General features: G+C 55.8%; 14 protein-coding genes and 1 tRNA gene. 6 read left to right on the top strand and 9 right to left on the bottom strand.

Annotated features, from left to right (window positions below):
• Nucleotides 1-16: 16 nt before the first annotated feature.
• From PspS49_RS00970 to gabD, 3 genes are all read right to left on the bottom strand, one after another.
• Nucleotides 17-1,228, bottom strand: a complete 1,212-nt coding sequence (locus PspS49_RS00970; RefSeq protein WP_160037768.1) for a response regulator — start codon at nt 1,226-1,228, stop codon at nt 17-19.
• Nucleotides 1,229-1,363: 135 nt separating this feature from the next.
• Complete coding sequence (gene gabT, locus PspS49_RS00965) at nt 1,364-2,641, bottom strand: 4-aminobutyrate--2-oxoglutarate transaminase (protein ID WP_007917687.1); 1,278 nt, start codon at nt 2,639-2,641, stop codon at nt 1,364-1,366.
• A 185-nt stretch (nt 2,642-2,826) separates the two neighbouring features.
• A complete protein-coding gene (gene gabD, locus PspS49_RS00960; protein ID WP_007917688.1) occupies nt 2,827-4,269 on the bottom strand; it encodes an NADP-dependent succinate-semialdehyde dehydrogenase in 1,443 nt (480 codons plus the stop codon).
• Nucleotides 4,270-4,711: 442 nt separating this feature from the next.
• Between gabD and PspS49_RS00955 the strand changes: the two genes are divergently transcribed.
• Nucleotides 4,712-4,788: transfer RNA gene (locus PspS49_RS00955), tRNA-Arg, on the top strand.
• Between the two features lie 105 nt (nt 4,789-4,893).
• Nucleotides 4,894-5,976, top strand: a complete 1,083-nt coding sequence (locus PspS49_RS00950) for a site-specific integrase (protein WP_238786316.1) — start codon at nt 4,894-4,896, stop codon at nt 5,974-5,976.
• Here PspS49_RS00950 and PspS49_RS00945 read toward each other — a convergent pair.
• A complete protein-coding gene (locus PspS49_RS00945) occupies nt 5,968-6,564 on the bottom strand; it encodes a hypothetical protein (protein WP_160037766.1) in 597 nt (198 codons plus the stop codon). The genes PspS49_RS00950 and PspS49_RS00945 overlap by 9 nt on opposite strands.
• Nucleotides 6,565-6,673: 109 nt before the next feature.
• Here PspS49_RS00945 and PspS49_RS00940 point away from each other — a divergent pair, with 109 nt between their 5' ends.
• From PspS49_RS00940 to PspS49_RS00930, 3 genes are all read left to right on the top strand, one after another.
• The gene (locus PspS49_RS00940; protein ID WP_160037764.1) at nt 6,674-6,979 is read left to right on the top strand and encodes a hypothetical protein; all 306 of its coding nucleotides are present in this window, start codon (nt 6,674-6,676) and stop codon (nt 6,977-6,979) included.
• A gap of 65 nt (nt 6,980-7,044) precedes the next feature.
• The gene (gene trfA / locus PspS49_RS00935) at nt 7,045-8,004 is read left to right on the top strand and encodes a plasmid replication initiator TrfA (RefSeq protein ID WP_160037762.1); all 960 of its coding nucleotides are present in this window, start codon (nt 7,045-7,047) and stop codon (nt 8,002-8,004) included.
• 285 nt (nt 8,005-8,289) lie between these two features.
• Nucleotides 8,290-8,664: a hypothetical protein gene (locus PspS49_RS00930; RefSeq protein WP_238786315.1), complete on the top strand. Its 375-nt coding sequence runs from the start codon at nt 8,290-8,292 to the stop codon at nt 8,662-8,664.
• 90 nt (nt 8,665-8,754) lie between these two features.
• On the opposite strand, the gene PspS49_RS00925 is transcribed toward PspS49_RS00930, so the two are convergent.
• From PspS49_RS00925 to PspS49_RS00905, 5 genes are all read right to left on the bottom strand, one after another.
• Nucleotides 8,755-9,675 carry a restriction endonuclease gene (locus tag PspS49_RS00925; RefSeq protein ID WP_160037758.1) on the bottom strand — a complete coding sequence of 307 codons (921 nt, stop codon included), beginning with the start codon at nt 9,673-9,675 and terminating at the stop codon, nt 8,755-8,757.
• Between the two features lie 282 nt (nt 9,676-9,957).
• Nucleotides 9,958-10,170, bottom strand: a complete 213-nt coding sequence (locus PspS49_RS00920; protein WP_160037756.1) for a hypothetical protein — start codon at nt 10,168-10,170, stop codon at nt 9,958-9,960.
• 569 nt (nt 10,171-10,739) lie between these two features.
• Nucleotides 10,740-11,048 (bottom strand): hypothetical protein, encoded by a 309-nt coding sequence (locus PspS49_RS00915; RefSeq protein WP_160037754.1) that lies wholly within the window; start codon nt 11,046-11,048, stop codon nt 10,740-10,742.
• Nucleotides 11,038-11,286 carry a hypothetical protein gene (locus PspS49_RS00910; protein WP_160037752.1) on the bottom strand — a complete coding sequence of 83 codons (249 nt, stop codon included), beginning with the start codon at nt 11,284-11,286 and terminating at the stop codon, nt 11,038-11,040. The genes PspS49_RS00915 and PspS49_RS00910 overlap by 11 nt, the downstream gene beginning before the upstream one ends.
• Nucleotides 11,287-11,323: 37 nt before the next feature.
• Complete coding sequence (locus tag PspS49_RS00905) at nt 11,324-11,965, bottom strand: hypothetical protein (protein WP_238786314.1); 642 nt, start codon at nt 11,963-11,965, stop codon at nt 11,324-11,326.
• Between PspS49_RS00905 and PspS49_RS00900 the strand changes: the two genes are divergently transcribed.
• Nucleotides 11,964-12,218: a helix-turn-helix transcriptional regulator gene (locus PspS49_RS00900; protein WP_160037750.1), complete on the top strand. Its 255-nt coding sequence runs from the start codon at nt 11,964-11,966 to the stop codon at nt 12,216-12,218. The genes PspS49_RS00905 and PspS49_RS00900 overlap by 2 nt on opposite strands.
• Nucleotides 12,219-12,393: the final 175 nt, after the last annotated feature.

Below are 12,393 nucleotides of genomic sequence, written 5' to 3'. Positions count from 1 at the left end.
TCAGTGGTGATGCAGGTTATTTGCGCATCCGCATCAATTCCGGCAGCCCGATCTTGAGCAACCGCGCCGTGCGGCTCTTGGCCAACTCCTCAACGCCCTCATGCTCGGTCAAGCGGGCCATCTGCGCCGCCATGTTCATGACCAGCGCCTCGCGGGAATACACCCCTCCGCCGAGTTGGTAGACCGACGCAATCAGCTCACGCAATTCCAGCGGCAAACGCCAGCGGGTGCGCAGGGCCGAACCATAAGCGGCACCGAACTCGGCCAGCGCCTCGCCGACTTCCTCCAGCTCATCCAGTTCACCACCGGCCTGCTGCCATTCCTGCAGACAACGCAGCAACGCCAGATCACCCAAGCGATGCAGCATGCCAGCGCAGTAACAGCGCTCCTGATCGAGATCGAGCAGGCGCGCCAGGGTGCGCGCGTATTCAGCGGTGTGCAGCGACAGCCCCCAGTAACGCTCAGCGTAATCGGCCAGACAGGGAACACTGAGTTTCGCACTGCGCTTGAGTGCCAACCCCAGAATCAGGTTCATGCTCTGCCCGGTGCCTAACCGGTGCAGCGCCTGCGCCAAGGTTTGCACCGGTGCGCCGTGGTGCTGCGCCGCGCTGTTGGCGGCTGCGATCAGCACTGCTGTGATCTGTGGATCGGTTTTGATCTCGTCTTCCAGCAGCTTCAAATCCAGCCCATTGGGATTGAGACTGCGCTTCACCGCCACCTGCACATCGGTCATCAACGGTGCGCCGTCGGCCTGCTCGCGGCGGCGCTCGAGAAACACCGACAAGGTCATGCCCGGCGCCAATGCCGGCACTTCACAGAACACCTCTTCACCGGCATTCAGCAACAAGCCCTGTAGACGCTCAGTCAGGTTTTCCATGTTCAGTGGTTTGGTCAGATACGCCGTCGGCGCCAACGGAATCGCTTCGCGCACGCTGGCACTGTCATTGCGGCTGCTCATCAGAATAAACGGCAGCAACGGATTGCGTTTGCGCTGCCGCACGCTGCGCAACACGCTCAAGCCATCGACGCCGGGTAGCTCCCAATCGACGATGGCCAGGTCATAAGGAATTTCGCTGAGCATCGACATGGCTTGCTGGCCATCGGCACACAGGTCCAGCCGCGCATCGCAACGCACGTTCAGCAGCACTTGTTTGAGCAGGTCGCGAGACCACGGATCGGCCTCAGCAATCAGTACTCGCGGTACGGCAGGTAAATCAACGGCAGTCATGCGCGCTCTCCCTTGCAATGCCTGAACCTTAGCCAATGCTGGCCATTCGATACAGCGCTAAAGCGCTCGATGTGTTTCAAAGGGCGTAAAAAAACCCGCCGAAGCGGGTTTTTTGTCGATCAGATCACAGGCAGATCAGAGCTCGGAGAAGCACTCTTCGATGATCGCCAGACCTTTGTCCAGTTGCTCGTCCGGCGAGGTCAGCGGTACCAGGACGCGCAGAACGTTGCCGTAAGTGCCGCAGGACAGCAGGATCAGACCCTTGTCGCGCGCCTTGGCCACAACGGACGCTACTGCTGCAGCGTTCGGCTTGTGGCTGTCGCCGTTTTCGAACAGCTCGACCGCGATCATCGCGCCCAGGGCACGGACTTCACCGATCACCGGGTACTTGGCCTGGATAGCTTTCAGACCAGTGACCAAACGCTCGCCGACAGCCTTGCAGCGATCCAGCAGTTGCTCTTCTTCGAACACTTCCATCACTGCCAGTGCAGCGGCGCAAGCGATCGGGCTACCAGCATAGGTACCGCCCAGACCGCCTGGCGCGATGGCGTCCATGTATTCGGCCTTGCCGCACACGCCGGCCAGCGGGAAGCCGCCAGCGATGGATTTGGCGAAAGTGGTCAGGTCGGCAGCAACGCCCATCTGCTCCATGGCGAAGAACGTACCGGTACGGCCAGCGCCGGTCTGTACTTCGTCAGCGATCAGCAGGATGCCGTGTTGGTCGCACAGCGCGCGCAGACGCTTCATGAATTCCTTCGGCGCAACGTAGAAACCACCTTCGCCCTGAACCGGCTCAATGATGATCGCGGCGATGTCTTTCGGCTCGGCGTCGTTCTTGAAGATGCGCTCGATGGAAGCGATCGAATCGTCGATGCTCACGCCGTGCAGTTCGTTCGGGTACAGCGCGCGGAAGATGCCGCCTGGCATCAGGCCCATGCCGGCCGAGTACGGCACGACTTTACCGGTCAGGCCCAGGGTCATCATGGTGCGACCGTGGTAAGCGCCGGTGAAGGCGATCACGCCAGCGCGGCCAGTGGCGGCACGGGCGATTTTCACGGCGTTTTCCACGGCTTCGGAACCGGTGGTGACCAGCAGGGTTTTCTTGGCGAAATCACCCGGAACCTTGGCGTTGATTTTTTCGCACAGCTCAACGTACGGCTCGTAAGCCAGCACCTGGAAGCAAGTGTGGGTCAGCTTGTTCAGCTGTTCGGTCACGGCGGCGATGATTTTCGGGTGCACGTGGCCGGTGTTCAGTACAGCGATGCCGCCAGCGAAGTCGATGAACTCACGACCTTCAACGTCAGTCACGGTAGCGTTCTTGGCCGATTCAGCGAAGATCGGGTGAATCTGGCCAACACCACGTGGAACAGCTGCGGTACGACGGGCCATCAGTTCAGCGTTAGTCTTGCTCATTACAGTCCTCATTCGCCGCTCATCGGGCGGCGTGGCTCAAGGATTAAGCGGGAGAAATCGACGGTGGCAGCATGCGATGATCGACTGCCACGGCGTTCCTGGCCGCAGAGAAAATTCCGGTTTGAAACCACGCAAAGGGACAGCGCTCTCGTGCCCTTTGCGTTTGCAGCGATCCTCGTCCGAGCTTAGATGCCCAGGCAGAGGTATTTGATTTCCAGGTAATCTTCGATGCCGTACTTGGAGCCTTCACGGCCCAGGCCCGAAGCCTTGATGCCGCCGAATGGCGCGACTTCGTTGGAGATCAGCCCGGTGTTGACGCCGACCATGCCGTATTCCAGCGCTTCAGCGACACGGAACACACGACCGAGGTCACGAGCGTAGAAGTACGAAGCCAGACCGAACTCGGTGTCGTTGGACATCGCGATCACTTCGGCCTCGTCTTTGAAGCGGAACAGCGGCGCCAGTGGACCGAAGGTTTCTTCCTTGGCCACGGCGGCATTTTTCGGCACGTTGGTGAGGATGGTCGGCTCGAAGAAGTTGCCTTCCATCGCCTTGCCGCCAGCCAGCACGGTGGCGCCTTTGGCTACAGCGTCAGCGATGTGCTCTTGCACCTTGGCCACGGCTTTTTCGTCGATCAGCGGGCCAGTGGTGGTGCCGTCTTCCAGACCGTTGCCGATCTTCAGTTTGGCCACAGCCACTTTCAGCTTCTCGGCGAACGCGTCGTAGACCGAATCCTGAATGTACAGACGGTTGGCGCAGACGCAGGTCTGGCCGTTGTTGCGGTACTTGGAAATGATCGCGCCTTCGACGGCCTTATCCAGGTCCGCGTCGTCGAACACGATAAACGGCGCGTTGCCGCCCAGTTCCAGCGAGACTTTCTTGATGTCCTTGGCGCATTCCGACATCAGTTGACGACCGATTTCGGTCGAACCGGTGAAGGACAGCTTGCGCACGATCGGGTTGCTGGTCAGCTCGCTGCCGATGTCGCCGGCGCTGCCGGACACCACGCTGAACACGCCCGCAGGAATACCCGCGCGCTGGGCCAGTTCGGCCAAGGCGAAAGCGGAGAATGGAGTTTGCGAAGCAGGCTTGAGCACCATGGTGCAACCGGCAGCCAGCGCTGGACCGGCCTTGCGGGTGATCATCGCCGCCGGGAAGTTCCACGGGGTGATCGCAGCGGTCACACCGATTGGCTGCTTGATCACGATCAGGCGCTTGTCAGGCTGGTGACCCGGAATCACGTCACCGTAGATGCGCTTGGCTTCTTCGGCGAACCACTCGATGAACGAAGCGGCGTAAACGATTTCGCCCTTGGCTTCGGCCAGCGGCTTGCCCTGTTCGAGGGTCATCAGGCGCGCGAGGTCGTCCTGGTTCTCGATCATCAGTTCGAACCAGCGACGCAGCTTGCCAGCACGTTCTTTGGCGGTCAGTGCACGCCAGGCCGGCAGCGCTTTGTCAGCGGCTTCAATGGCACGGCGGGTTTCGGCGGCGCCCATTTTCGGCACGGTACCGAGGATTTCGCCGGTGGCCGGGTTGTTGACCTTGATCGTCTGACCGTTGTCCGCATCGACCCAAGCGCCATCAATGAAGGCTTGCTGGCGGAACAACAGGGTGTCTTTAAGCTGCATGTCGGCTTTCCTTAACAGCACCGCGGCCCGCGCGGAGCAAATTATGATTGTAGAAAGGCGCCTCGCAAGGCTGCCGTCAGGGAAATCAGTGACCGGGCGTGGCGCATCGACAGTGCACGATTCGAAACACCGGCGCTTCAACGCCCGGTCAACGAGCGTTTGAAATCTCAAACGGATCGTAGGATCAAAGGGGTTAAAGGACAATAGGTCGTTCGAAAAAAAGAACAAAAACGGCGTGTTTGTGGAATTTTTCAGATCAACGAACCAAAAGCCTCAGCCGCAACAAAACCATAGAACAGTCCCGAGAAAGCGCCAAGCGAGGGTTTTGCAGGACGTTACCGCTTTATGGAATACCGCGATTTGCGCCGACACGCGCACTGACAATACCTGCTCAAACCCAGCATGGACGCCCCGAGCCGACCTAGGTATGATGTCGCCCGCTGCACCAGTAGCTCAGCTGGATAGAGTACTGCCCTCCGAAGGCAGGGGTCGTGGGTTCGAATCCCGCCTGGTGCACCATCTTCTTTCCCTTGTATTACAAGGGGATAGCGCTCCTGACAGAAACCTGTCCTAGTCCTGAAAGTCGTTTTTGCCACAAATTTGCCACACTTGAACGTGGCGGGAATGGTCGAAATGGCAACAATCAGGAATCGCGGCGAGTATCAGTGGGAAGCGCAAATCCGCCGCAAGGGCTATCCAGCCCAAAGAAAAACCTTCGAAACTAAAGCCGATGCCCAAGCCTGGGCACGCATGATCGAAAGCGAAATCGACCGAGGCATTTTTGTCTCTCGCGTCGAGGCTGAACGCACCGCCTTTCATCAACTCATTGATCGCTACATCTCAGAGATCGCTCCGAAGCACAAAGGCGTCTATTCGGAAATCAAACGTCTGGAAGCGCTCAAGCGTCATCCGCTGGCTACGCGCATCGTTGCCACCCTCACCTCCTCCGACTTTGCCCGCTACCGTGACGAGCGCCTGAAGATCCGCAAGGGCAATACGGTCAAGCGTGAGCTGGCATTGTTTCAATGCGTGATTGAGGTCGCTCGCCGCGAATGGGGAATCCATCTTGCCGAGAATCCGGTGCGGATGGTCAGCCGCCCTAGCTATAACGACGAACGCTCGCGACGCCTGGACCCAATTGAAGAACAATACATCCTTAACGCCTTGGAGCTTCGGGAGCGCCGTGCCGATGGAACCTATGCGGACGCCTCGCACAACCCTTGGATACGGTCCATTGTGCAGCTGGCAATTGAAACCGCCATGCGCCGTGGCGAGCTATTCGAGTTGCGCTGGAAGCATGTGAATCTAGATCGCAAAACCGCTCATCTTCCAGCGACCAAGAACGGGCTACCAAGAACCGTCCCACTCTCCCCGCGAGCTATTCAGCTGCTCAAGGACTTGCCACGCTCACGTTGCGGCCGAGTCTTCCCCACCACCGCAGACGCTCTCAAGAAGGCCTTCACACGCGGTTTGGAGCGAGCAAGGACGAAATACTTAGGAGATTGCGAACGCGCTCTGGTAACGCCCCAGGAAGACTTTCTGCTCGATCTGCGCTTCCACGACCTACGCCATGAGGCCACCTGCCGACTGGCCACCAAACTTCCCAATCTGATTGAGCTGGCCAGCGTGACGGGACACCGCGAGGTGAACATGCTGAAGCGTTACTACAACATCACCGCAGAAGAACTCGCGGCGAAGCTAGCTTGATGGTCTGTCGATAATCTCAAGACCCAGGGAGCGAGCCAGCTCTCTGGTCTCTGAATCCGTTCGCACACGGGTTAGCGCTGTCTCCTCGCGTTCCCGCTGCTTGAGCAGATAAACCTCGTTGAAACACTCGATAACCTGCTCACGGGTTAAGTCCGAGATCGATACCCGGCGCTTGAGGGTGTTCAGAATATTGCGCGCACTGAGCTGAGCCGCCTCCCGCAGATACGTCCTCAACAGCAAGTCGCGAAAAGTCCAATCGCTGACCCACGCCTTCGATAAAGCCCAAAACAACAGCCGCTGGTAGGTATCCCAAGCCATGCGCGTTTGGCCACTCAGATACCGCCGCAGAATCCGCCCATCTGCATCCTTGAAACCGTAAATCCCGAGGTCCGTAAGCAATCGCTCTAGCGCGACCTTCGACATACCAGACTTCTGCAATATCCCGGAGAACAGGTACTCCACCAGATCCACCGGAACACGGACAACAAAGTTTTTCCGACCGGTTTCCTGGTGATTTTCTATCTCACGGAAAACGAGCTGAAAGATTTCTTCGGGATTGATATCGGACTCAAAGGATGATGGCTGCATGTGCCCATTCTTTGGCTAACAGCCGCATCTGTCAAAAAGGTGTCCTAGTTGATCGGTCGTCGATTGGCGAAAGCTGCACTTACTCCATAGCAACCGAGCGACATTAGCGATGAGCGTCGATTACGAAACCATTCAAAAAATCCAGAAGCTTTCAGATGACGTGCTGATAGGCGTAGCCGAGGTCGCGGCGCTGACAGGATTCAGCGTGTTAACCGTGCGTCAGCGCAAACTGCCGGGGCTTGATCCCCTTCCGGGACTATCGCGGTTACGCTGGCGTCTCGGCGATCTTCGCCAGTGGATGCGCCATGGTCCCGAATGCACTTCGACTTCGCCAGTCAAGCCAGTGTTAAAAACTACGCCAGGAAATCGAGTTGGCCGCCCCACAAAAAAAGAGCAAGTCGAGGCTAGAAAATGAGCACTCGTACACCTGCCTCCATTCAAAATTAAGCAGTGGTCACTTCGTTTATTAACGAGCCGCTAATGTCGCCAGAGCTCCATACGAATGACATCGCGAATTCAGGGAGCAGGCGCCTTGCACAGCTCGCCAAACTTGAAGCTCAAGCAAGAGCGGCTAATAAGGCGCAGCTCAAGCCAAAGCCTGCGATTAAAAATCCAACGCTTAGAACATGGCCGGATGAATTTCGCGGCGTACCGAATGCGTTCTTGCGGTCGGCACTTTTCGGAGCAGTAAGGAAGGGCAGTCGGATTGATCTAAAAAGGGTGGCGATAAACTCAATCGGGGGCGTGCAAATTTCTTATACAGGAACGCGTCTCGACCAGATTGACCTTTCCGTATGGCTAAGCGTCTTGCACCTCTCTCGACAGCAAATGCTAGGCCAGGAGCTCCGCTACAAGGCTTACGGCGTGCTTAAACTCATGAAAAAGACCGACACGGGTAAGAATAGGAAGCTGCTGCACGATCGCTTGCTGCGATTGGCAGCGTGCACCGTTGAGGTAGTGCTGGGTGATATTTCCTACACCGGCAGCCTGATCAAGCACTTCTATAAGGACGAGAATAGCTTGGAATACGTCGTAATCCTTGACGCCAGGCTAAACGCACTGTTCTCCAAGTCTGGCTTCAGTTACATCGATTGGAGTATTCGGTCTGCATTGGATGGCCAGCCACTCGCCCAATGGCTTCATGGATTTTATTCGAGCCATGCAAAAGCTTACGGACTTAAAGTAAGCACACTGCACCAGCTCTGTGGAAGCGAAGCCCGCGAAATCTGGAAGTTCACCCAAACGTTATGTCGCGCGTTTGACGCTTTGAGCGCTGCCTACAACAAACACGGTAAATCATTCGAGTACGCCATTCGAGGTGATTTGGTACACGTCCAAAGACAGGAAAGCCTGACACAGTGCCGACATCTCTCGAGGGTGGAAAAAACAAAAATGATGCGTGCCGTCCTAGCGGGTAGAGAATACCGTTCTAGCAGGTAACGCTTGCCGTTGCAGCGGGTAGTGTAGCCCGTTCCAAAAGGTAGGCTATCCACAGTCAATAGTGCCTGTCAGCCTGATAGCACAAAGGCCGCAGCATGTGCCCCTGTAAAAACTAATCTTAACCTAATCAGTACTAATCGGATCTCGGACGGAAGTTCAGCCCCTAACGAGCAGTCGAGAGATTGTCCGCAGCCGGCTCAAACGCGGAAGATGAATGCTATGGCTAACCGGAGTCGTACCACCGTTGAGCGAATAATTCTCCAAGCCCGGATATGGGGATGGGATATGTCCTGGTCGTTCAGCATGGCCACGCCGACCGATACCAGGCGAATCGGACACCATTATTCAGAGCACACTGCGATCAAGCTTTACGGCTCCGTCCGATACCCTGAAGCATTCAAATACCCAGCCCTAGAATGCTACCTATACGTTGACCCATTACTCCTAAGCGACAAGTCGGTTCCTCGCTGCATCGGTTCCATGCAGGCGACTGGCAAAAAACTCATCGTATATGTCGCCGTTCACAATGACCGCTTCAACAGCTTAGTCATCGCTGCAAGTCGACTTGTCGCCCTGGAGATCAATGCGGAGCCGCTGAGATATCGCAAGGCAAAGGTTATGTTTATCCACCTAAGCACCGAGCTGGAGTCTGATTGGTAATGGTTTTTTGATCATCGGAGCGCTAGTGTCCAATGCTCATTTACTAGCCCTGCCCCCGGCGCCAAGAAACTATGACAAGGTCCAAAATCCTCATTCCTCGTCAAAGTAATCGCTATCCAGTTTCGGCAGTTTGAGAAGCCGGGACGTTACCCCAACCTCGTAGTCCATCATCAGGTTGACCAGGCGGATGCCATCCACCAGCACCATGCCTTCCACTGAACGGGCAAAGTCGATTCCTTGAGCAGTGAAACCTGACGTAGTAATAAATACCCCTCGCTTGGCCTTTTGCCCGGCAAGTGCTCCATAGAAAGCTTGCAGCTCAGGACGGCCTACAGTGCCTTGCCAGCGTTTTGCTTGGACATAGACTTTTTCCAGCCCGAGCTTATCGAGCGAGATTACCCCGTCAATTCCGCCATCTCCGCTACCACCAACACGCTGCAAATCGTTTCGGCTAGCCCCGTAGCCAAGGCTGTGCAACACGTCGAGCACAATAACTTCGAAGCGGTTGGGACTGACTTGTAGCAGGTTATCCAGTAGATCTGCTGCTGTTGCATCGCGTAGCTCACGCAGAGCCTGTTCCAACCGATCGTCTGGGCTCACAGTCGCTGATACCGGTGTATCTGCACCCTGCTCTAGCCCATCTAGCGGGACGGCATCTGTGGGGCTCCTAAGCTTCACGTCCATGAAACCGATGGCGAGTTGTTCAACCTGATTCGCCGTGAGCGGTGACGGGTGCTGTGTGGAATAAGCAGTGCCAGCTTCGGTGAGTCTCCAGTAGCCTCGTTTGGCGCTGGAGGATAACCCTGCGCGCTTGAGACGGTCGTGAGCCCATCCAGCGCGGTTCTTATAGGTCGCTTGCCCACTCGCAATCAGCTCTTGAAGCTGTGGTTCAGATAAATTCAAAGCCCGGGCCGCAGCTTCATGCGCGTCGCGTGCTGTCGCGCCTTCCGGATTCGCCGCCAGGTAGCGCAAGATCGGCTCAATGAATTTGTCGTATGTAGGAACGGACATCAGGATTCCCTTCGCAAGGTTGCCAGCGTGGGCAAATGTGGTACGCCGCATGTTATCCGGAGTTTGGAAAATTATGTTTGAGGTCTGTGTCTGATGATCGTGGAGTGAATCCAAAAGACAGTTGCTGCCTACGACCGCCCATGCAGAGCCTGGGCAGTAGCAGCCAGCCTGATCACTAATTGATAATGACCTCGCACTACTCTGTGAAACGTGCGAACTCCGCAATGAATACGACGACCCGCATGCCGCAGCTCTCTCAAAAAACTTTCGATATGTGAGGAGCTATTTGCTCTTAGCGAACGCTGGCGGGGCAATGCGCTGTCGGCGCTGGCTTGGATTGACAGAGTCAAGCAGAACTTCCTTGATGCACTGAGCAGAAATCTCGAGCTCTTCGGAGGAGGCGTTCTGGATAGCACGAATCAACCGCTCACGATTGGAGCGCTTCAGATCCATAATCTCGGCGAAGCTACTTTCGGAGTCACTGGACTGTTCCATAACTGTCTCCAAGGTATCCTGAGAGAATTACCTGAGATCTACACGCCAGTGTCAAATAGCTCCCTCAGACTCGTCACTTTAGCCTTTGTGCCTCCGCATCACCACAACCGTCCAAAAATCGTCTCACGCTTATGAACGTCACACATGCACGCATGCTGTTTATACCCTCCCTCTGTATCAGAAAGTCACGCAAGGCCAGGGGTAATTCGGTAAATCCTAGCTGTCGCTCTAGCGTCTTTCTCGCCGTCCAATCGTCGTATCCTCAGCTACTGATGGATGATGCATTTTTTGCTTATGTAATCGTTTTGAATTCGTCTTTTTTTCGTACCCATATTCCCCCCTCAATGCCAGCGCCTCTTGCATCTCGACTGTACCTGGATAGTGCAAAGCTCATCTAGATTCTGAAAGGAAAGGCTAGGACAAGGTAGGGTTTGTACTCCCGCCATGGATGGCGATCGTGCAACCGACAGCGCTTCAGTCGTTAGACTCCCTCCTCGCTTCCTACCCCCCTGCTCAGGGCAAGCCCCGAGACCCCACCAGATCGCCACAGTCCACCACTATCCTTTGGTTCAAAACTCGGTAACGACCCCATGAAGCGACAGAGCCTCATGCACTGTCAGACCCTGATGGCGATACTCTAAACCTGCAGCAGAGCTCAACGCTTCATGTTCGAAAATCTGCTGTTCTAGTAGCCGCCCCAACAAAACGACCTCACCATCCGCTTCCAGCAGACGAAGCTTATCTGGAGAGTTGAATGCCCATCGATCAAGTATTTGCCAGCTCCCCGCGTGGAAAGACGGAGATCGCAGAAGGGATTCAATTGTGGTACTCCTCAGAACGCGGGCAGCAATCGACAGTGGCCTATTGTTACTGATCATCTGCATCTCCTTCCTTGAGGAGTCGGGTGATCAGTCTTGAGTTTTGACCAATGGAAGTAGAGCGGAAACCTCCAGTACACTTCAGTTGCTCAATATGCGGATGAGTAAACCCCAAGGCCTCGAGCGCCCCGATATCATCGCGGGCAATCGCGTGATTCACCGAGCGCATCATTGCATTGGCTTGCTCCAGGCGAGAAATATCAGCCAGCACTGCGCTATTTTTAATTGACTTGCTCATGCGTCGTCCCTCAAGAATTCCTGACTGATACGTTCCGTCATGCACCCAGCAACGTATTGAGCCGCGCCTCAGTATTGAGCACCTCTCTCGACCTCAGCACGAGGCTGAAGGCAGGAATATTAAGATTACTGGTCAGCACCTCCAATCGATGATTGTGCTTCCCTGCCGGTACGATCCGCCAAGAACTAACTTCATCAAACTTAAAGAACTGCTCCGCGCCGTCTACTGGGTAGGCTAGCAACTGCTGCGCTGAACCATCGATACCTAGGTAGGCATCATTCATTTTCGCGAACAACTCAAGGTTCGGTTGAAAACCTGCACCCTTGAACCCGGCGACCAGTTGTTTCAGCTTCTCGGCATAGCGCTCGTTAACACGCCAGAACAGCCATGCCCCACCTGCGAAGTAGAAAACCAGAGCCCAGAACAACCATCGAACGGCTGGATCGGCGCCACCGGAAAAACCCAAAAAAAACGGCAGATTGAAACCGCACAAAACGACCACTACCAGCAGCAGCGCACCAACCGGTAGGCACCCGACAGCCCACATCACTCTAAAAAGCTCCCACAGCACTCTCATCACGTTTTCCTGAATCAACTGTTCAGCACAAAATAACTGAAAATCAGATATCCCAAAAGCAGATATAGCTTGATCAGCCGCCCCTTGCCCGGATACGGCCATGACCAAAGCTATCTATCGACGTGAGCACGTGATCTTCCTGCAGGAGCTAAAGCGCATACGTGTTGAGTCGGGGATGACCCAAGCTCAGTGCTCCGCCGCACTGGGGAGGCCGCAGTCGTTCATGAGTGATGTGGAAAGGGGAATCAGACGGCTGGACATGGTCCAGCTTCGTGATCTGTGTCTTGTCCTCGGCACTGACCTTATCGGCTTTACCAAGTCCTTCGAGCATGCACTCAGCCATGATAATGTGTAGACACGAAAAAGCGCTTCCCCCCGTGTAGGCGCTCTTCACCCGCGATTAGCGACCAGGAGTGGATGCTAGTCGGCCGTGACGCGGCTGGGCTTACCTATACCAAACCCGCATTATGCCTGCGCTATCGTTCAGTACGTGCCAAGGGATAGTTATCGTGCAGGTCATCTGGCCCAGT

Source organism: Pseudomonas sp. S49 (assembly GCF_009866785.1).
Taxonomy (GTDB): domain Bacteria; phylum Pseudomonadota; class Gammaproteobacteria; order Pseudomonadales; family Pseudomonadaceae; genus Aquipseudomonas.
This window is presented reverse-complemented; position numbering and strand designations above follow the sequence as displayed.

Bases quoted from the DNA above. Each gene is read 5' to 3' on its own strand.
- PspS49_RS00970 (WP_160037768.1), bottom strand. From the start codon at position 1,228: ATGACTGCCGTTGATTTACCTGCCGTACCGCGAGTACTGATTGCTGAG.
- gabT (WP_007917687.1), bottom strand. From the start codon at position 2,641: ATGAGCAAGACTAACGCTGAACTGATGGCCCGTCGTACCGCAGCTGTT.
- gabD (WP_007917688.1), bottom strand. From the start codon at position 4,269: ATGCAGCTTAAAGACACCCTGTTGTTCCGCCAGCAAGCCTTCATTGAT.
- PspS49_RS00950 (WP_238786316.1), top strand. From the start codon at position 4,894: ATGGTCGAAATGGCAACAATCAGGAATCGCGGCGAGTATCAGTGGGAA.
- PspS49_RS00945 (WP_160037766.1), bottom strand. From the start codon at position 6,564: ATGCAGCCATCATCCTTTGAGTCCGATATCAATCCCGAAGAAATCTTT.
- PspS49_RS00940 (WP_160037764.1), top strand. From the start codon at position 6,674: ATGAGCGTCGATTACGAAACCATTCAAAAAATCCAGAAGCTTTCAGAT.
- trfA (WP_160037762.1), top strand. From the start codon at position 7,045: ATGTCGCCAGAGCTCCATACGAATGACATCGCGAATTCAGGGAGCAGG.
- PspS49_RS00930 (WP_238786315.1), top strand. From the start codon at position 8,290: ATGTCCTGGTCGTTCAGCATGGCCACGCCGACCGATACCAGGCGAATC.
- PspS49_RS00925 (WP_160037758.1), bottom strand. From the start codon at position 9,675: ATGTCCGTTCCTACATACGACAAATTCATTGAGCCGATCTTGCGCTAC.
- PspS49_RS00920 (WP_160037756.1), bottom strand. From the start codon at position 10,170: ATGGAACAGTCCAGTGACTCCGAAAGTAGCTTCGCCGAGATTATGGAT.
- PspS49_RS00915 (WP_160037754.1), bottom strand. From the start codon at position 11,048: ATGATCAGTAACAATAGGCCACTGTCGATTGCTGCCCGCGTTCTGAGG.
- PspS49_RS00910 (WP_160037752.1), bottom strand. From the start codon at position 11,286: ATGAGCAAGTCAATTAAAAATAGCGCAGTGCTGGCTGATATTTCTCGC.
- PspS49_RS00900 (WP_160037750.1), top strand. From the start codon at position 11,964: ATGACCAAAGCTATCTATCGACGTGAGCACGTGATCTTCCTGCAGGAG.
- PspS49_RS00905 (WP_238786314.1), bottom strand. From the start codon at position 11,965: ATGGCCGTATCCGGGCAAGGGGCGGCTGATCAAGCTATATCTGCTTTT.